Origin of the sequence: Paenibacillus sp. RC84 (assembly GCF_041260495.1) — a bacterium.
Taxonomy (GTDB): Bacteria; Bacillota; Bacilli; order Paenibacillales; family NBRC-103111; genus Paenibacillus_F.
Map to the genome: position 1 here is coordinate 86,810 of NZ_JBGBYL010000012.1, position 16,588 is coordinate 103,397.

A 16,588-nucleotide genomic window follows, 5' to 3' on the forward strand; every position below is an offset into this window, starting at 1 on the left:
TGTATGTTTATTTAAAAAAGTTCTTCAAAACAAACCAGACGTTGGCCGGGCGCTCGGCAAGCCGCCTCATAAAATACCCGAACCAGTCGATTCCGTAAGGTACGTAAGCGCGCACCCGGTATCCTTCCGCGACCAGCTGCTTTTGAAGATCCTCGCGGATTCCGTAAAGCATCTGGAACTCGAATTGATCCCCCGAAATCTTCATATCGCGGATAAAAGCTTTCATCTCGTTAATGACGGCTTCGTCGTGACTGGCGATTGCGGCATAATTGCCGTTTAATAAGTGCTGTTTAATGATTTTTTTATAATTGTCATCCACGTCTTTCTTCTCGGGAAAAGCAACCTTCGGCGATTCCTTGTAGGCGCCTTTGACTAGACGCAGATTCGCGTGGATGCTGTTCAAATCGCGGATATCCTGCTCTGAGCGGTACAGGTATGCCTGAATAACGGTGCCGACATTATCGTATTCGTCGCGCAGCTCGTGCAGAATATCGAGCGTGATCTGGCAGTGCTCGTAATCCTCCATATCGATGCGGACGAAGTTCCCGTGCTTCTTGGCGCAGTCCAGAATCCGGCGCATGTTCTGCAGGCACAAATCCTTGCTGATATCCAGACCCAGTGAAGTCATTTTAAGCGAAAGGTTCGAGTTGACACCGGACGCTGCAATCGCTTCCAAAGTCTTGATACACATCTCGGCCGATTCGTTGGCCTCTTCCTCGCTGAACACAAATTCGCCCAAATGATCCAGCGTAGCGAGACGGCCGTCGCTGTTCAGCCCGCGGACAGCTTCAATTGCCTGCTGAATGGATTCCCCCGCCACAAACCGGGCGGCTCCAAAGCGGAGGCCGAACTTTTTGGCCATTTTGTTCGCCGAATGGCTTTTGCCCAGCGCTTGGAACATATTTCTCATGATGGCTTCCATAAAGATGCCTCCATATTCCAAATTATTGAATATTGTGTTCAGAACAATGAACACATATGTTTAATATATGTCCAATAATACAATAATGTTCATCAATTGTATACACTTTCTTCTATTTTCAGCCAATAAAAAACACCTCCGAACAATTTCTTGTCCAAAGGTGCGCATAAATTGTACTTGCTGTCTTTGTTACGCAGAGATCTGCCGCTACTCCGTGTGGATATCGTACTCCCTCATTTTCTTATAGAGGGTCCCGCGAGAAATGCCGAGCAGCTTGGCGGCCGCGCTTTTGTTGCCGTACGCCCTCCGCAAAGCTTCTTCGATCAGATGGTCTTCTTGTTGAAAAGCCGAATGAGGCTTCGCCGCTCCCGCTTCCTCTCTGTCCGCGAAAAAATCGGCATGCTGCATTTTGGAGGAAAGGCCCGGAGGCAGGTGGACACCCGTAATCATATCTCCTTCACAAAGAATGACGGCGCGCTCCATGACATTCCGCAGCTCCCGGATATTGCCGGGCCAGTCATGATTCATAAGTACGTTCAACACGTCCGGATCAACCTTGGGAACGGGCTTGTGATAATGCTCCGTAAATTCCCGGATAAAAGCTTGCACCAGCTCGGGGATATCTTCTCTCCGCTCACGCAGGGGCGGGATTTCGATGCTCATCACGTTGAGCTGATAAAACAAATCCTCCAGAAAAAGCCCCTGCTCCATAAGCGGCTGCAGCGAAGTATGCGTCGTGGCGATAATTCTCGCATCCGTACGGATACTTTCTTCCCCGCCTGCACGATGGAACGACTTGTCCCTTAAATACTGGGAAAGCTTGAGCTGGATATCCAGGGGCATCTCGCCCACTTCCTCCAGAAATAGAGTGCCGCCGTCGGCAAACTCCAGCTTCCCTTCCTTGCCCTGGTCTTCGCCGCTTGTAAAAGCGCCTCCCTGGTAGCCGAAAAGCTCCGTTTCGAGCAGACCGCCCGGAATGGCTCCGCAGTGCAGAGAAACGAAAGCGGCGTCTTTGCGCTCGCTGCTGTAATGAATGGCCTGGGCAAGCATCTCCTTGCCCGAGCCCGGTTCCCCGACAAGCAGCACGGGGGTGCTGAAACGGGCGAATTTGCGGGCGACTTCCAGGGAGCGTTTAATATCGTGGCCCATTCCGATAATGGACGAGAAAGGCTTGTCCTGCTCGATCCGCAGCGGAATGGCCGAATACAGTTCTTCGTTTAGACGCACGATCCGCGTAATATCCTGTTCCGTGGCAATCCCGCCGATAATCTGATTGTTCTCCACAATTGGAGAAGCGCTGATCAGGACGTGGGTGTCCGGGGCGGGCTGGTGATAGACTTGGCGGATGGTCCGGCCTTCGTCCAATATTTGATGAAGCATGATCGATTCTTTCTCAAAATGCTCGCCGATCGTCCGTCCGATAATGTCCTGCTTGCCGATCCCGTATACTTGCTCCGCCGTCCGGTTCCAGTAAATAACGCGGCCCTCCCGGTCTACGGCCGTCACCGCGTCGTTGACGGTTTCCACGAGGGTGTCCAGATAAGAGACCAACTGCCTTTTCTCCTGCTGCAGACAGTTCATCATGGCTTCGGCCGTAACGATGCCCAGCTTCCCCGAATCCTCGCCGAGAACCAGAACGGGCTTCTGCCAGTCGGTTTGAAGCTCGCCCAGCCTGGACTTCGGACAAGCGGCCGAGCGGGGCCAGCCTGTACGGCGGACCCACTCATCTATAGTCATATCCGGATGAAAAGCATCCAGAAATTTCGCTTCCTGATAGGAAATGATATAAGCTGCGCCGGGGGCCGTATCCACGATCACAAAACGGACCTGTTCCAGCAGAGCCTTGGCTTGCGATACCGGGCATTCCCCCTCCAAAGCAAGGAAAGAGGTGTCCAACTGAAGGTGTTCAAGACCGAACATGAATGTGTATCCTCTCGTCAATAATCTCTATTTAAAATTAACACAGTTATGTAACCAAATCCATCGGGTCCGGTTAATTTGGCTCTCTCCAAAAAGAAAAGACCCGCTCCTCCGGAGGAGGAAACAGGTCTCATTCTATATGAGGTCAGATTTTAAATTTGGAGAGGCTCTCCTGCAAATTTTGGGCCATCCGGCTCAAAGATTCGCTCGCGGAGGAAACTTCCTCCATAGAAGCAAGCTGCTGCTCGGATGCCGCGGAAATCATCTGGGCACTGTCCGACGAGCCCTGGGAGATTTGCAGCATTTCCATCATCGAAGCGCTCACTTCCTCGGAGCCGGCAGACATTTGTTCCGTTGCCGCGGAAACCTCGCGGATCTGATCCGATACGTTCTGAACGGCTGTGTAGATATCTTGGAAAACAATCCCGGCAATATGGATGATTTCCGCACCCTTGCCGACTTCCGCAACGCCACGGTCCATCGTCGTGATGGCATTATCCGTGGACGTGCGGATGTGCGCGATCAGCTCCGTAATATGCGCGGCCGATTTCGCGGACTGCTCCGCGAGCTTCTTCACCTCGCCCGCTACGACGGCAAAACCGCGCCCATGCTCACCCGCTCTGGCCGCCTCAATGGAGGCGTTGAGCGAGAGCATCTGGGTCTGGCTCGCAATTTGCGTGATGGCGTCGACAATGTCGCCGATTTGCCGCGAATGCTCGCCGAGCGTTTTAAGCTCCCCGGAGGTGACGGTTACGGAATCGCGGATAGAATCCATCTGCCGGACCGCCATCTGGATGGCGTTGTTCCCCTGCTTCGCCTCGGCGGCCGTCCGGTTGGTCGTATCGGCAACCGTCGATGAAGACTCCGCGATCCGCTGGATGCCTCCGGCCATCTCTTCCATCGCCTTCGAGCTCTGCTCGGCGCTCTGCACCTGCGTTTCCGAACCGCGAACGATTTCCTCGATCGACTGGCCCACGTGCTTGGACGCTTCGACCGATTCGGCCGACGAAGCCGTCAGCTCTTCCGAGGAAGCGGCAACCTGCTCCGCCATGAGGCTCACGTCCCCGATGATCGCGCTCATCGATTCGAGCATCTTGTTCGTATTTTGGGCGATATCCCCGATCTCGTCTTTTGAAGTTACCTTCAAACGGGGAGTCAGGTCTCCTCCCGCAACTTTCTTCAGCACTTCCGAAAGATGCAGCATAGGCGCAACGGCCACCCTGCCGATCTGCCAGGAAACGAGCAGAACCAAGATACACACGATCAGAATGATGATGGTAGTCGTCCGGGCGAATTTCTGGAGTGCCTCCAGAACCTCCGCGTCATTGGTCAGGACAATCATCTTCCAACCGGTAGCCGACACGGTATGATAGGAAGCTGTCCGGTCTATATTTTCCGCCGACTTGTAATCGACTTCGCCATCATTTTGCACCAGTACCTGTTCTTTGAATTTTTTCAGCTCGCTCGACTGCATCACCTCATCAAGCTTCTTCCCGATCCGCGCTTTATCCGGATGAGTCATATAGGTGCCCTCACCGGAGATCAGGTAACCGAAACCGCTCTCGCCCACTTTGACTCCTTCTATGAGCTTTTGAAGAATCTCGGGGTTAATGACCGCATCGATGGCCCCGAGGAACTCGCTTCCTTCTATGATCGGCACGGCGATGACAATGACCGGTTTTCCCGTTTTGGAATTGATAATCATGTCGCTGACGACCGTTTTTTTCGTTTCGACCATTTTCTTGAAAAACTCGCGTTCCCCGACTTTCGACACGAGGCCCTCGGTGTTTGTACTAGTACCGTCCTTCTCCACGTAGGCAAAGTACTCGAATTCTTTGTCGATTTCTCCAACCGTCTTGAGCATGCTCAAAATTTGGGTCTTTTCCCCTTTAGCCATCTCGGGATGCTTCTTTATCATCTCTTCGACCATTGATATTCTCTGTCGCACCCAGTAATCTACGCTATCGGCATTGGACTTCGCCAGGTTTGTCATGTTGTGGGCAATCTCATTCTCCGTGTTGGTTTTCGCCATATTCAGAAGAACGACGGATGTCACGACCAGCGGCACAAGCGAAAGCAGCAGAAAAGCGGCGATCAGCTTGGTTTTCAGGGAATTTTTCAGCTTCATTTTCTTCCACACCTGATTCATCTGCTTTTCCTCCTGTTATATATGTCAGCTTATTATTTATCGGAGGAAACCGGGAAAGAGTTGAGTTCATTTTTTGCACAAAAGAGAAGCCTGCTTATCTTGCCGGTCTAGTACCTGTGACCTATACTTGAAAAAGAACAAAAAAGAGGCAGGTGCCCCATGAAGTGGTTTACGGACTATACAGAAGAACTGGAGCTTGTTTTCGAAGAGGCGGTGCGCAGGGTTGCCGCATTTCCCGCCCCGCTGCACACGGCCGGTCTGGACTATCTGGACAAGTTTCATCCCCTGAAAAAAGACAGCACGAAAAACTACATCTGCTATCTGCTGCCGTTCTGGCTGAGGGAACAGACCAAGCTCCCTTCCGATATGTACAGAACGCTTTCATTAGCCAATGTGTTCGTCATGCTTCATTTTTTCGTCCAGGACGATTTCATGGACACGGATACGGGAGCGGACGAGCGCCGGCTGATGCTGCCCCTCTCGAATCTGTTTCAAGCGGAATATTCCCGCCTCTACCGGGAGTGTTTTCCTGCGGATTCCCCGTTCTGGGCATACGCGGACGCCTACCTGCGGCAGTGGGCGGAATGCGTCGCCAAGGAGAACGAAGCGGATTATTTCCGCAAAGACCCGGTCCGCATCGCGTATAAAGCCGCTCCCGTTAAGCTGGCAAGTACGGGCGTCCTGCTGTTAAGCGATCAGGAGGAGCTGATCGGGCCGTTCTCGCGGCAGACGGATCATACGCTGCTGGCCCTGCAAATGGCCGATGACTGGGCCGACTGGCGGGAAGACCTGGAGACGGGCAGCTACAACTGCCTCCTCTCTCTGATCCGGGCGCGAAGAGGCTTGAAGCCGGAGGAGCCGCTTACGGAAGACAACGTCAAACAAGCCGTGTTCATTCACGGCTGCCTGCGCGATTATGCCGAGGCCGCATCGGCCTCCGCCGGTGCCCGGACCGTCTTGTTCCATGCCCCGCATATGGACGCCTTTCATCAATCCTTATTGGATGACCTCTTGGCGGAAGCTTCACGAATTGACAAAGAAAGGGGACTTTTGGAACTAGGAGGATTTGCCTACTTGCTGTCAAAAAGAAACAAATCTTAATGACATTAGACCTAGACCCATGCTATACTCAGGGCGGAATATGATCCCTTTACTTTGAAAGGATGAGCCTTGTGTCAGCAGAAGAGATTTTGAAAAATCAGATCATTGAGAAAGCTTGGGCGGACCCGGAATTCAAGAAAGCGTTGATGAACGACCCTAGAGGAGCCTTAAAACAAGCCTTTGACATCGAGCTGCCGGAATCGGCGGATGTAAAAGTTCTGGATGAAGCTCCGGGCCAGTACTTTCTCGTGATTCCTCCGAATCCGGCTGAAGTATTCAGCGCCAAATCCGACGCGAACAGCGTCTGGTAATCCCCTACAAAACGGCTAGCCGGGTATCGAAGGAAACCGGACGATCGCTTCAGTGCCGACACCTTTCTCGCTCTTAAATTCCAGACGGCCATGCATGACCTCGATGATCCGGAAGGTGACCATAAGACCCAGGCCAGTCCCCTTGGTTTTCGTTGAAAAGTACGGCTCTCCAAGTTTGGAGAGCTCTTTTGTTTCCATTCCCTCCCCGTTATCCCGGATATGAATCCACACTTCATTCTTCTCTTTGTACGCCCAGATCCGGATCTGCCCCTGCCCGTCCAATGCCTCGATACTATTCTTAATGATGTTAATAAACGCCTGTTTGAATTTCGAAGAATTGCCCTCGATGTACAGATCCTCCGGCACCTCCAGCGTAATTACACCGCCTTGAAGATTAGCCAGCGGAACCAGAATGCCTTCGATTTGCTTTAATTCCTGGCAGATGTTCAGTGACGTGATATGTTCCAATTGCGGCTTCGCGAACGTAAGGAAGTCCGTAATGATGTTGGAAGCCCGGTCGAGTTCCTCGATCGCCATGTTCATGTACCCTTTTTCCTTCTGGCCCAGCTTCTCTGCGGCCAATTGAAGGAAACCTCTCGTCACCTGCAGAGGGTTACGCACCTCATGAGCCACGGAGGCGGCGAGGTCGCTTATGATCTCCATTTTTTCCGCTCGCTGCAGCTCATTGTTGTACATCACCAGTTCCTTGGAATACCTCACGATTTTCTCGTGATCGCGGGCAAATCCCCTGCCGAGAATTATGATCAGCGAGGTCACGAAGCACACGATTCCAAACTTCCAGTAAATAAATTCGTACTGTTCGTTTTTGACATAGAATACGAGCAGATCGACGACTCCGGATGCCGCGAAAAGACCGATTCCCGTCGTTAGGGTTATCCCGTCCTTGCTGCCCTTGACCGCATGCGTGATGGCCATTCCGATGAGCAGCACGAATTGGATCAGCATCGTAAGCCCCAGCAGCATAACGGTGACAAAATAATAGGCTTTGTCGTACCGGTAGGAGGCCAGGTGATTCACCAGCTGGAACAAAACGCAGAGAACCGAAAATCCGATCTGGAACCAGCGGTACCTCGTCAGCATCGACCAGGTCCCGTGACCCAATATTTGTTCGAAATACAGAGTCAACGTCGGCAAAAACACAAGCAGCGCCAGGTCAAATAAACTTTCGACCCACTTGCCCTGATCTTCAAAAAACGTATACGTAAATTGGGAAGACCCGATCATGAGCATCCCGATGGCCAGAATGACCAGACTGAGCGAGAGCCATTTGGCAAGCTGCCCCCGGTTCAGAAATACCGTGCAGATCAACATGAGGAGGGCAATGAACACGAAGGCGCAGCCCAGCAAAACATCGGTCAGATTCGATTTGACATAGCCGGGAAGCAGCGCCTGATAATCTCCGATTTTCACGTTTTTCTGGAGTCCGATCCTGTCGCTGTCCGTATCGATATGAATATAAACCGTTTTGCCGGATTCTTTGGCACTGAGCGGAATCAGCAGCCGGTTCTTGTCGTACACGTACGTGTGTCCCGCTTTGTAGATTCTGCGTTCATCCGTAAATACTTCGATGCGGTGACCGTACAATTTGTCGATCAGCATGCCCGGCTCGTCCCATTCCAGCCGAGGCAGTTCGATTTTCACCCAGAGTGCGGTAACGCCCTCCGGCTTGACCGGCATGTCCCCCTTCTCGTTGGCGGGCGTCCATCCGTCTGTGCCGGCCGGAGTCCGTGTCCCGTCAGAGCCAGTCCCCTGACTGTCCCATTTGTATGCCCATTCGGTAATCTTAATCGTATCCAAGGGAGATTGCCCCCGCGCCGTGGCCGGCACGAACAACAGAGTAAGCAGTACGATCCCGGTAAACACGAATGCCAGGAACGCCGTTGCTCTTGATTTGGTCATTATGTATGCACCTCTGAAGAAAAATAGAAAAGGATAGTCTTATACCGGAGTACCTAAGATGACAAAATTCGCCAAATATACTTAAATTTCCTGCCTATTTGGAAAAATAAATGACAAAGCACGATTTTATTCGACAAACATCGCTGTACGGCCTTCTATTTCTCCGTTTCTTCCGTTTCCAGCAGATAAATCCTGTCCCGGAACCCTCCGCGCTTGTCCGCTTTCCGCCTGCGCAAAGCCTCCAGTTTTCCGTTTTACCGGATGATTGCCGGTATTTTATCCCGAACGAGTTTGTTATAAATGGTCATACGCAGCCTCCGTCTTAGCGGTTCCGTTTGTTCTAAGCTTACCATTTTGTAAGGAGCGTCAAAACACCTGACGGCAGAAAGCCGCAATTTATCTTCCTTAAAATCCGTTATGAGGGCCGAACGGCCGAAAACGGCGCCCCTACAAGGATTTTCTTGCACATTCCGCCGATTGCCGATACATTTATAAGTACTTGGGACAAACAGATCGGAGGAAAACACCGTGGACGTTCTTATATTAGGAAGTGCAAGCGCTTCGGGAAGCAGGGAAAGGGACAACACTTACCTGCTTCTTCAGCATGAAGAAGGCAATTGGATGATAGACGTGGGCGGCAATCCGCTCGGCAAGCTGAAGCAGGCTGAAATCCCGCTGCAATCTATCCAAGGGGTCATTCTTACTCATTTCCACATCGACCATATTTTCGGTCTCCCTTCTTTGCTCTGGGGAATGTGGCTCGGCAAAAGAAAAGAGCCGCTGATCATCTGCTGCCCGCAGGATCATCAGGACCAGCTCGGCGATATTCTCCGCGCGTACCGGACCGACGAGTGGCCCATCGGCTTCGAGATCCAGGTGCAGCCGTTCGACTGCGCAGAGCCCGGAACCTTGTTCGTCCAGGGCGATATGACGGTCTCCGTCTTCACGAGCCTGCATTCCGGCTCCACATCGGGCATCCGGGTCGCATGCGGGGACAAGGTGCTCGTGTATTCGGCGGACACGGCGCCGAGCGAATGGATACGCAGCCAGCCAAGGATAGACGTACTGATCCACGAAGCGACGCAGGCCCGGGGCGACATGAGCATCCATACGAGCCTGGAAGGCATCCTGACCTTCTATCCGGTCGACCGGATCCCTCAAGTGATCGCGATTCATCTTACGGATGACGAGCCTTACGAAGAGGTTTTAGCCCAATATAAAAAAACCGGCACACCGGGCGTGTTGCTGGCACACGATATGATGAGGGTTTCTCTCTAGGAGGTGAGTTTCTTTGAAAGTAATTGTGTATGATCTGGAGATGACCGTAACCCGCAAAAAGATCCACGTTTCGGAAATTATCGAAATCGGAGCGGCGGCCGTTGAAATCACGGACGGCAAACCTGCCGTTACCGGCACGTTCCAGTCTTTCGTTAAACCCGACCGGTCTCCGGTTATTTCCGCTTCCACCCAGGCCTTGACCGGAATTAAGCAAAGCGAGCTGCAATCGGCGGAACCTTGGCCGCTCGTGCTGGAACGTCTGCTGGAATGGATCGGAGACGGAGACTACTATCTGTGCGCGTGGGGCCCCGACGACCTGATCCAGCTCGGCAGCGACTGCCGGATGCATGGCGTCAAAACCGACTGGATCTGCAACCACAACAACCTGCAAAAGCTTATGGCCGGACTCGTCCAGCAGGAGAAGCAGCAGCAGATGGGCCTCAAGACCGCCCTCGAATACTGGAATATCCCGTTCGACGGCTCCCATCACCGGGCCCTGGACGATGCGATGAATACCGCCAAGCTGTTCATCCATCTGCACGACCGGCTCGTGCTGGAGCGGAATCAGGCCGGGGATCTTCCCCTGTATACGACGGAGGTCGTGTACAAAACCGGCGACAGCTTCACGAACAATCCGTTCGAAAAGCTGGCCCTGTTCGCACAAAAGGAACCTACGTCGTAGGTTCCTTTTCTTTTGGGCCGGATGAGACTTTCCGGCAGCCAGCGGTGCTGCCTGGGTCCGCCGGTTCTATAGGACGGCTTCGACAGCCGGCTGCATATCCAGAGGATCGACACCGGATTCGAAGCGCTTCACGACGTTGCCGTCACGATCGATGAGGAATTTGGTGAAATTCCATTTCACATCGTTGCCCTGGAGCAGATGCGGCTGCTTTTCCGACAGAAACGCATTCAGCATTTTCCCGCTCGGATGGTTCAGGTCAAAGCCTTCGAAAGGCGCTTGTTCGGTCAAGTAAGCGAAAAGCGGGTGCTTCTCCTCACCGCGCACGTCGATCTTCTCGAACAGCGGGAACGTAACGCCGTAGTTGAGCTGGCAGAAGGTGTTGACTTCCTCGTTCGTGCCCGGCTCCTGCCCGCCGAACTGGTTGCACGGAAATCCGAGGACGACAAGTCCCTGGTCCCGGTATTTCTCGTACAGCTTCTGCAGATCGGCATATTGCGACGTAAATCCGCATTGGCTCGCCGTATTGACGATCACCAGCACCTTGCCTTTATACTCTTCAAGCTTCGTTTCCGCTCCGCGAATGTTTCTGGCCGAATAAGGGTATACGCTCATCGTCAAATTCCTCCATTTTTTTGCGGTCCCGCACTACAGTGGCGGCTGCCCGGCGGTGGTACAGGTACCCGGCTCTTATTTGATTTACAAAAATTAAATTGTCCGCAATTTATGTACATTTTAAATGTAGCACAGTCTAAAAACCAAGTCAAAACTTGGGTCTGCACGTCTCGCGATTCCCAAAATTTCCATCCGGCATCCAAAAGCGGTATGATAGGAACGAGAACATGCAGATAAGGTGGAATGAATGACATGACAGGCAAGCGCAAAGGTTTTACAGGTCTTCTGCTTCTCGTGATGGCCCTTCTGGTCATCGCCGCAGGATGCGGTAAAGCGAAGACGGACGGAAGCGGCACGGCAACTCCGGCACCGACGCCGTCCCCGACGGCAGCCGGTTCCGCGGGCGGTTCGGAGCCGCCGAAGACGGACGGCAAAAACCCGGTCGTGACCATCGAAATGGACAACGGCAAAATCATCAAAGCGGAGCTATATCCGGAGGTGGCTCCGAATACGGTGAACAACTTCATTTCGCTCATCAAAAAAGGATTTTACGACGGCAAAATCTTTCACCGGGTTATCCCCGGTTTCATGATCCAGGGCGGCGACCCTGACGGAACCGGCGCCGGCGGTCCGGGCTACGGCATCAAAGGCGAGTTCACCTCCAACGGCTTCAAGAACGAGCTGAAGCACACCCGCGGCGTCCTCTCGATGGCCCGCGCCCAGGACCCGGACTCCGCCGGATCCCAGTTCTTCATCATGGTAGCGGACTCCACGCATCTCGACGGACAGTACGCTTCCTTCGGCAAAGTAACCGAAGGCATGGAGGCGGTCGACGAGATCGTCAACCAGCCTACGGAAGCCAACGACCGTCCCAAAACTCCGCCGGCGATGAAGAAGGTCACGGTGGATACGCTCGGAGTCGACTATCCGGAGCCGAAAACGATTAAGTAAGCAGCCGCAGGCCGCCGCTCTCCGGTAGCGGAAGCCGGTCGGCCCGCACCTTGCGTGCAGGCCGGAAAGGCCCGCCAGCATTCAAGCTGGCGGGCCTTTTTGCGCGCGGGAATATCGCCGGGGAAGCGCCTGTCTCACCGGGCTCTCCGCGCTCCTCAGTGCGTGATGTCGGCCGGGATGGCGTCCGCTGCCGCCGCAAGGTCCTTCCCGCTGAGGAAAATCTGCAGCCCCCGGCGGCCGGCCGAAATGCTCACCGGCTCGGTCTCCAGCGCCGCGCGCTCCAGATACAGCGGGTAGTTCTTTTTCATACCGAGCGGAGATACCCCGCCCCGTATGTAGCCGGTCAGCGCCTGCAGCTCTTTCACCGGGGCCATATCCACCTTCTTGTTGCCGCTTACCGAAGCGAGCGCCTTCAGGTGAAGCTCTTTGTCTCCCGGAATGCAGGCCAGCAGAACCCCGGTTTTGTCCCCGCGCAAAACCAGGGTTTTATACATGCTGCCGATTCCGATCCCTACTTTTCCCGCCACGGTTCCCGCATCAAGCTGATCTTCGTCCCACTCGTATTCGTGAAGAGTATACAGGATACCGAGCTTGTCGAGCATCCGGCAAGCGTTTGTTTTGGCTTGTGTACCCATCGCTGAGCCTCCCTGCTGTGTTTGTATCGTTTTTACGTCCGGCCGTCCCCCGTCCCCATTCTCGCTTTCACGGAGCGTGCATACTCGGACGGACTCATGCCGGACGCTTTCTTGAACGTTTTGGAAAAATGATGCACGCTCCCGAATCCGAGCCGGCCGGCGATTTCCGTAAAATTGCACGCCTCTTCCCGTATCAGGAGCTTGGCCTGTCCGATCTTGATCCGGCTCCAATATTTCATAATGGTTGTGCCGGTCTGCGCTTTGAAGCTCTCTTTGAGCAGCGTTTTTCCGATATGAAAATGACGCGAAATTTCATCCAGCGTGACGGGAGATTCCACATTCGCTTCCATAAACGCAATTACTTTGGCCGCCAGCTCCTCCTGATTCTTCTGTCTTGCCGGAGATGACAGCTGGGCGGGAGAGGCTTTCTCGTCAAACGGCGCTTGACGCAGCAGCCGGATCAGAAACGCTTCCAGATAGCAGCGCAGCAGCTGCTCGGAACCGGGCAGAGCCCTCTCTCTTCGCTTCAGCGGATACTCGAACGGAAATTCGAACGCGTTCTCCCCTTCTTGGACAATCCGGGCCAGCAGATCCCTCTCTTCGTCCTCCAGCCTCAGCACCCCGCCCGCAAAAGCTCTCATGGCCGGAGAATCGCAGTCAAAGGTCAGCACGATAACATTAGGCGCCCTGCCGGGAGCGGCCCGGAAGCTGTGAAATTCGTTCGGCTCGTGGAAGATAGCCATGCCCTGCTTGAGGACATGCCCGGCGTCGTCCGTCACGACCTCGATCTCTCCCTTGTCCACGTACAGAAACTCCCAGAAGTTATGCCGCTCTCCCCGGAACACGTAGTCCTTCCCATGCTCGAAATAATACATCGTGATGATGCTGCCGATCCGGATCACCTGCTCCAGGTGCGTCCTCTGCATCCGGTTAAGCCGGGCCTCCCGGGTTTCTCCACTTGCCGGAACTTCTTGGTGTTCCAAGGTACGGGCTTCTTGGGCTTCTTGGGCTTCTTGGGCTTCTTGGGCTTCTTGGGCTTCTTGGGCTTCTTGGGCTTCTTGGGCTTCTTGGGCTTCTTGGGCACCAGGCTTTTCGCGCGGCTCCTTCTCTTTCTCCTTCACTCTCTCGCCTCCCTTACCGTTCTCAACTAAAAAAGGGACAAAAAATCCGGCCCTTCGGACAAAGAAAAAGAAGGCTTCCCTTTTTATACTGAACGTAATGGATTTTATTCCTTTACCAAATGCGATTCAGAAAAGAGGAGCTTCTATGAACCTGGGAATAATCGGCTACGGCGACCGCATCAGCCACGTTGCGTCGGAGATCATGAAGGAGGACCCGGACTGCAAAATAACCGCCATCACGGATATCCGCCTGGGGGAACTTCGGGAACAGTTCCGTGAAAAAGGACGGGAGGATATCTCCTTCTACGCATCCGCCGACGAGATGCTGGGTAACGAACGGCTGGACGGCGTTCTGATCGGAACGCGCTGCTCCCTGCATACGCCCATGGCGCTCAAGGTGCTTTCCCGCCATCTGCCGCTGTATCTGGAAAAGCCTGTCGCGACAACGATGGAAGATCTGCTCCGGCTGAAACAGGGCTACGAGGCGTCTCGTTCGCCGGTCGTGGTATCGTTTCCCCTGCGGGTCACGTCAATCGTCAATTTCGTCCGGGAAATCATCGACTCCGGTAAAATCGGCACCGTCGAGCACGTGCAGGCCGTCAATAACGTGCCGTACGGAGCGGTGTATTACCAGAACTGGTATCGGGACGAAGCCGAAACAGGCGGACTTTTCCTCCAGAAGGCGACACACGACTTCGACTATATCAATTCGGTTCTCCGCCTCGCTCCGACGGATGTGGCCGCCATGACGTCCAAGCAGATTTTCAAAGGGACGAAACCTGCGGGCCTGAAATGCGCCGACTGCGAAGAGAAGCGGACCTGCCCGGACAGCACGGCGTTCCCCTCCAAGGATATCCCGGAGACGTGGGAATACTGCTTATACGCCGAAGATACCGGCAACGAGGATTCCGGCAGCGCGCTGATCCGCTACGAATCGGGCATGCATGTGTCGTATTCGCAAAATTTCTTCGCCCGCCGGGCGGCCGCTTCCAGAGGAGCGCGTTTCCTCGGGTACAAAGGTACCGTCGAGTTCGATTTCTACACGAGCCAGGTGAAAGTGTTCATGCACCACACACCCCGTGTGGAGACTTACGAGATCGGGGCGGGCGACAACCATTTCGGCGGCGACTCCGCCCTTGCGGCCAATTTCGCCGGGCTGATGCGGGGCACCGCTTCACCGGTCGCTACGATGGACGACGGCCTGTTAAGCGCTTTGATGTGCGTCCAAGCCCGTGAATCCGCAGCATCCGGCACGTTCCGGCCTATCCGGTACGACACGCCGGAGATATGCGCGCCTTAACCGGCCGCTTGAAGCAGCCTGTCCATCACGGACGGGCTGCTGTCCGTTTTACTCGATCTCGTATACGAGCCAGTCCGTAGAGACATGCCCGCCCATTTTGTTGTACAACGACTGGGCCGCCGTATTATCTTTGGCCGTTTCCCACGTCATGTAAGCAAAGCCCTGCTCCCGGATATAGGCCAGACACGAGCGGAACAACCGCTCTCCGACTTTATGTCCACGGGCCGAAGCATCGACGAAAAGATCGTTCAGCACGGCCGTCCGTTTGACCTGAAGCGTGCTGAACGAAAAATACAGCGTCGCGAAGCCGACGAGCGTACCGTCTCTTTCCGCTACAAACTGCAGACCGGCGGACGGATTCTCTCGGAGATGGTCAATGAGCTTAACCAGCTCGCGTTCATCCGGACGGGGCCTTTTATAGAAGCCGACGATATATTGGATCATGAGATCGTGAAGCTGGCGGGTATCTTCCGCCGTTGCGGGTCTGATGCTGACCGAATCCGTAGTCATGGCAGGCGTTCTCCTTCATAGCGCAGATATAGGATTTATGCTTTTCTATCATTTTAGTTACGACAGACTCCGGTTACAACCTTATTTTGCGAATCGGTCCGCTTCTTCCTGTCCTTTCGCACACAAAAACATCGTGTGTTTTCCACTTGGCGAGTTTATAATAAATGGAATAAAACTTCAAAATTACTGGAGGATTAGGAAATGAATGCCGTCGAGAAAAGAATTCATACTCTTCATCAGTACAAGCCCGCACTGACGCTGGACCCGTCCGCAGCCGATCATTTCTGGGACAAGAAGCTGGACCTTTTCAAAAGCAAGCCCCTCAACGCCCGTGTCGAGCGAAGAGACTCGCTCATGAACGGAGTCGATACTTATCACGTTACCTACGAAGGGTTTGACGAAACCCCTATCCACGGCTGGTTTCTGGTCCCCTCTTTTCTGCAAAAGAAGAGCTACCCCTGTCTCGTTATGTTCCCGGGATACACGGCCGACAAAGGCCTGCCGGAACGGTATGCGGCGTGGCTGCTGCAGGGTTTTGCCGTTTTTGCCGTCGATGTGAGGGGGCAAGGAGGCGAAACCGGCAACCGGCTCGACTACGACGGAGGGACCAGTACCGGCTGGATGACGCAGAACATCCTCGACAAGGACCGCTGCTATTACATGGCGGTTACGCTGGATGCGTACAAAGCGGTCGAGTGGGCCGCCGGACGGCCGGAAGTGCGGACGTCCAAAATCGCGGTAGTGGGCGGCAGCCAAGGCGGAGGCCTCTCGCTGATCACGGGCGCGCTTCACGAGAAAGTGTCGCTGATCGTCGCGGACATCCCGAACATGTGCCACATGGACTTCGGCGTGCTGAACTCGGTCGGTTCCCTGAAGGAAGCCGCCGATTTTATCAAGCGGAACCCGGACCGGCTGGAACCGGTATTCGAAACGCTTGCCCATTTCGATATGATGAACCTGGCCCACCGAATCCGCGTGCCTGTCCGGATGACCGTCGGGCTCAAGGATATGGTGTGCTGGCCGGAGTCCATCTTCGCCGCTTACAACCGGATCGAAGGGGATAAGCACATCGACGTGCATCCCTTCTCCGGCCATGAAGTCAGCGAGCGGCAGCAGCAGGAGCACAGGAGATATCTGGCCGAGTGGGCCCGCGAGGCGCAGTAGAGCCGCACCGCG

The 16,588-nt window shown here is 54.2% G+C and carries 15 protein-coding genes; 7 read left to right on the forward strand and 8 right to left on the reverse strand.

What is annotated here, in order from left to right; translation table 11 throughout:
* Positions 1–7 precede the first annotated feature (7 nt).
* The 3 genes from ABH899_RS25115 to ABH899_RS25125 form a co-directional block, all read right to left on the reverse strand.
* The gene (locus ABH899_RS25115) at positions 8–922 is read right to left on the reverse strand and encodes a proline dehydrogenase family protein (protein ID WP_009671301.1); all 915 of its coding nucleotides are present in this window, start codon (positions 920–922) and stop codon (positions 8–10) included.
* Between the two features lie 207 nt (positions 923–1,129).
* Complete coding sequence (locus tag ABH899_RS25120) at positions 1,130–2,842, reverse strand: sigma-54 interaction domain-containing protein (RefSeq protein WP_370001395.1); 1,713 nt, start codon at positions 2,840–2,842, stop codon at positions 1,130–1,132.
* A gap of 145 nt (positions 2,843–2,987) precedes the next feature.
* The gene (locus ABH899_RS25125) at positions 2,988–4,991 is read right to left on the reverse strand and encodes a methyl-accepting chemotaxis protein (protein ID WP_370001397.1); all 2,004 of its coding nucleotides are present in this window, start codon (positions 4,989–4,991) and stop codon (positions 2,988–2,990) included.
* Between the two features lie 159 nt (positions 4,992–5,150).
* Here ABH899_RS25125 and ABH899_RS25130 point away from each other — a divergent pair, with 159 nt between their 5' ends.
* A complete protein-coding gene (locus tag ABH899_RS25130; RefSeq protein ID WP_370001399.1) occupies positions 5,151–6,092 on the forward strand; it encodes a hypothetical protein in 942 nt (313 codons plus the stop codon).
* Between the two features lie 62 nt (positions 6,093–6,154).
* Positions 6,155–6,403: an NHLP leader peptide family RiPP precursor gene (locus tag ABH899_RS25135; RefSeq protein ID WP_370001401.1), complete on the forward strand. Its 249-nt coding sequence runs from the start codon at positions 6,155–6,157 to the stop codon at positions 6,401–6,403.
* 15 nt (positions 6,404–6,418) lie between these two features.
* On the opposite strand, the gene ABH899_RS25140 is transcribed toward ABH899_RS25135, so the two are convergent.
* On the reverse strand, positions 6,419–8,323 hold the full coding sequence (locus ABH899_RS25140; RefSeq protein WP_370001403.1) for an ATP-binding protein: 1,905 nt from the start codon (positions 8,321–8,323) through the stop codon (positions 6,419–6,421).
* A 528-nt stretch (positions 8,324–8,851) separates the two neighbouring features.
* Between ABH899_RS25140 and ABH899_RS25145 the strand changes: the two genes are divergently transcribed.
* Together ABH899_RS25145 and ABH899_RS25150 are read left to right on the forward strand one after the other, a co-directional pair.
* Positions 8,852–9,601: an MBL fold metallo-hydrolase gene (locus ABH899_RS25145; protein ID WP_370001405.1), complete on the forward strand. Its 750-nt coding sequence runs from the start codon at positions 8,852–8,854 to the stop codon at positions 9,599–9,601.
* Between the two features lie 13 nt (positions 9,602–9,614).
* Positions 9,615–10,283: a 3'-5' exonuclease gene (locus ABH899_RS25150; protein ID WP_370001406.1), complete on the forward strand. Its 669-nt coding sequence runs from the start codon at positions 9,615–9,617 to the stop codon at positions 10,281–10,283.
* Between the two features lie 66 nt (positions 10,284–10,349).
* On the opposite strand, the gene ABH899_RS25155 is transcribed toward ABH899_RS25150, so the two are convergent.
* Complete coding sequence (locus ABH899_RS25155; protein WP_370001408.1) at positions 10,350–10,895, reverse strand: glutathione peroxidase; 546 nt, start codon at positions 10,893–10,895, stop codon at positions 10,350–10,352.
* 252 nt (positions 10,896–11,147) lie between these two features.
* Here ABH899_RS25155 and ABH899_RS25160 point away from each other — a divergent pair, with 252 nt between their 5' ends.
* A complete protein-coding gene (locus ABH899_RS25160; RefSeq protein WP_370001535.1) occupies positions 11,148–11,846 on the forward strand; it encodes a peptidylprolyl isomerase in 699 nt (232 codons plus the stop codon).
* Positions 11,847–12,001: 155 nt separating this feature from the next.
* Here ABH899_RS25160 and ybaK read toward each other — a convergent pair whose 3' ends face one another.
* Positions 12,002–12,481, reverse strand: coding sequence for a Cys-tRNA(Pro) deacylase (ybaK, locus tag ABH899_RS25165; RefSeq protein ID WP_370001410.1), 480 nt, complete (start codon positions 12,479–12,481; stop codon positions 12,002–12,004).
* 32 nt (positions 12,482–12,513) lie between these two features.
* Positions 12,514–13,602 carry a helix-turn-helix domain-containing protein gene (locus tag ABH899_RS25170; protein ID WP_370001412.1) on the reverse strand — a complete coding sequence of 363 codons (1,089 nt, stop codon included), beginning with the start codon at positions 13,600–13,602 and terminating at the stop codon, positions 12,514–12,516.
* 145 nt (positions 13,603–13,747) lie between these two features.
* On the opposite strand from ABH899_RS25170, the gene ABH899_RS25175 reads away from it, so the two are divergent.
* Positions 13,748–14,902, forward strand: a complete 1,155-nt coding sequence (locus ABH899_RS25175) for a Gfo/Idh/MocA family protein (RefSeq protein ID WP_370001413.1) — start codon at positions 13,748–13,750, stop codon at positions 14,900–14,902.
* 48 nt (positions 14,903–14,950) lie between these two features.
* On the opposite strand, the gene ABH899_RS25180 is transcribed toward ABH899_RS25175, so the two are convergent.
* Entirely contained in the window at positions 14,951–15,412 is a 462-nt protein-coding gene (locus ABH899_RS25180) for a GNAT family N-acetyltransferase (RefSeq protein WP_370001415.1), read from the reverse strand.
* 201 nt (positions 15,413–15,613) lie between these two features.
* Here ABH899_RS25180 and ABH899_RS25185 point away from each other — a divergent pair, with 201 nt between their 5' ends.
* On the forward strand, positions 15,614–16,576 hold the full coding sequence (locus tag ABH899_RS25185) for an acetylxylan esterase (RefSeq protein WP_370001417.1): 963 nt from the start codon (positions 15,614–15,616) through the stop codon (positions 16,574–16,576).
* Positions 16,577–16,588 lie beyond the last annotated feature (12 nt).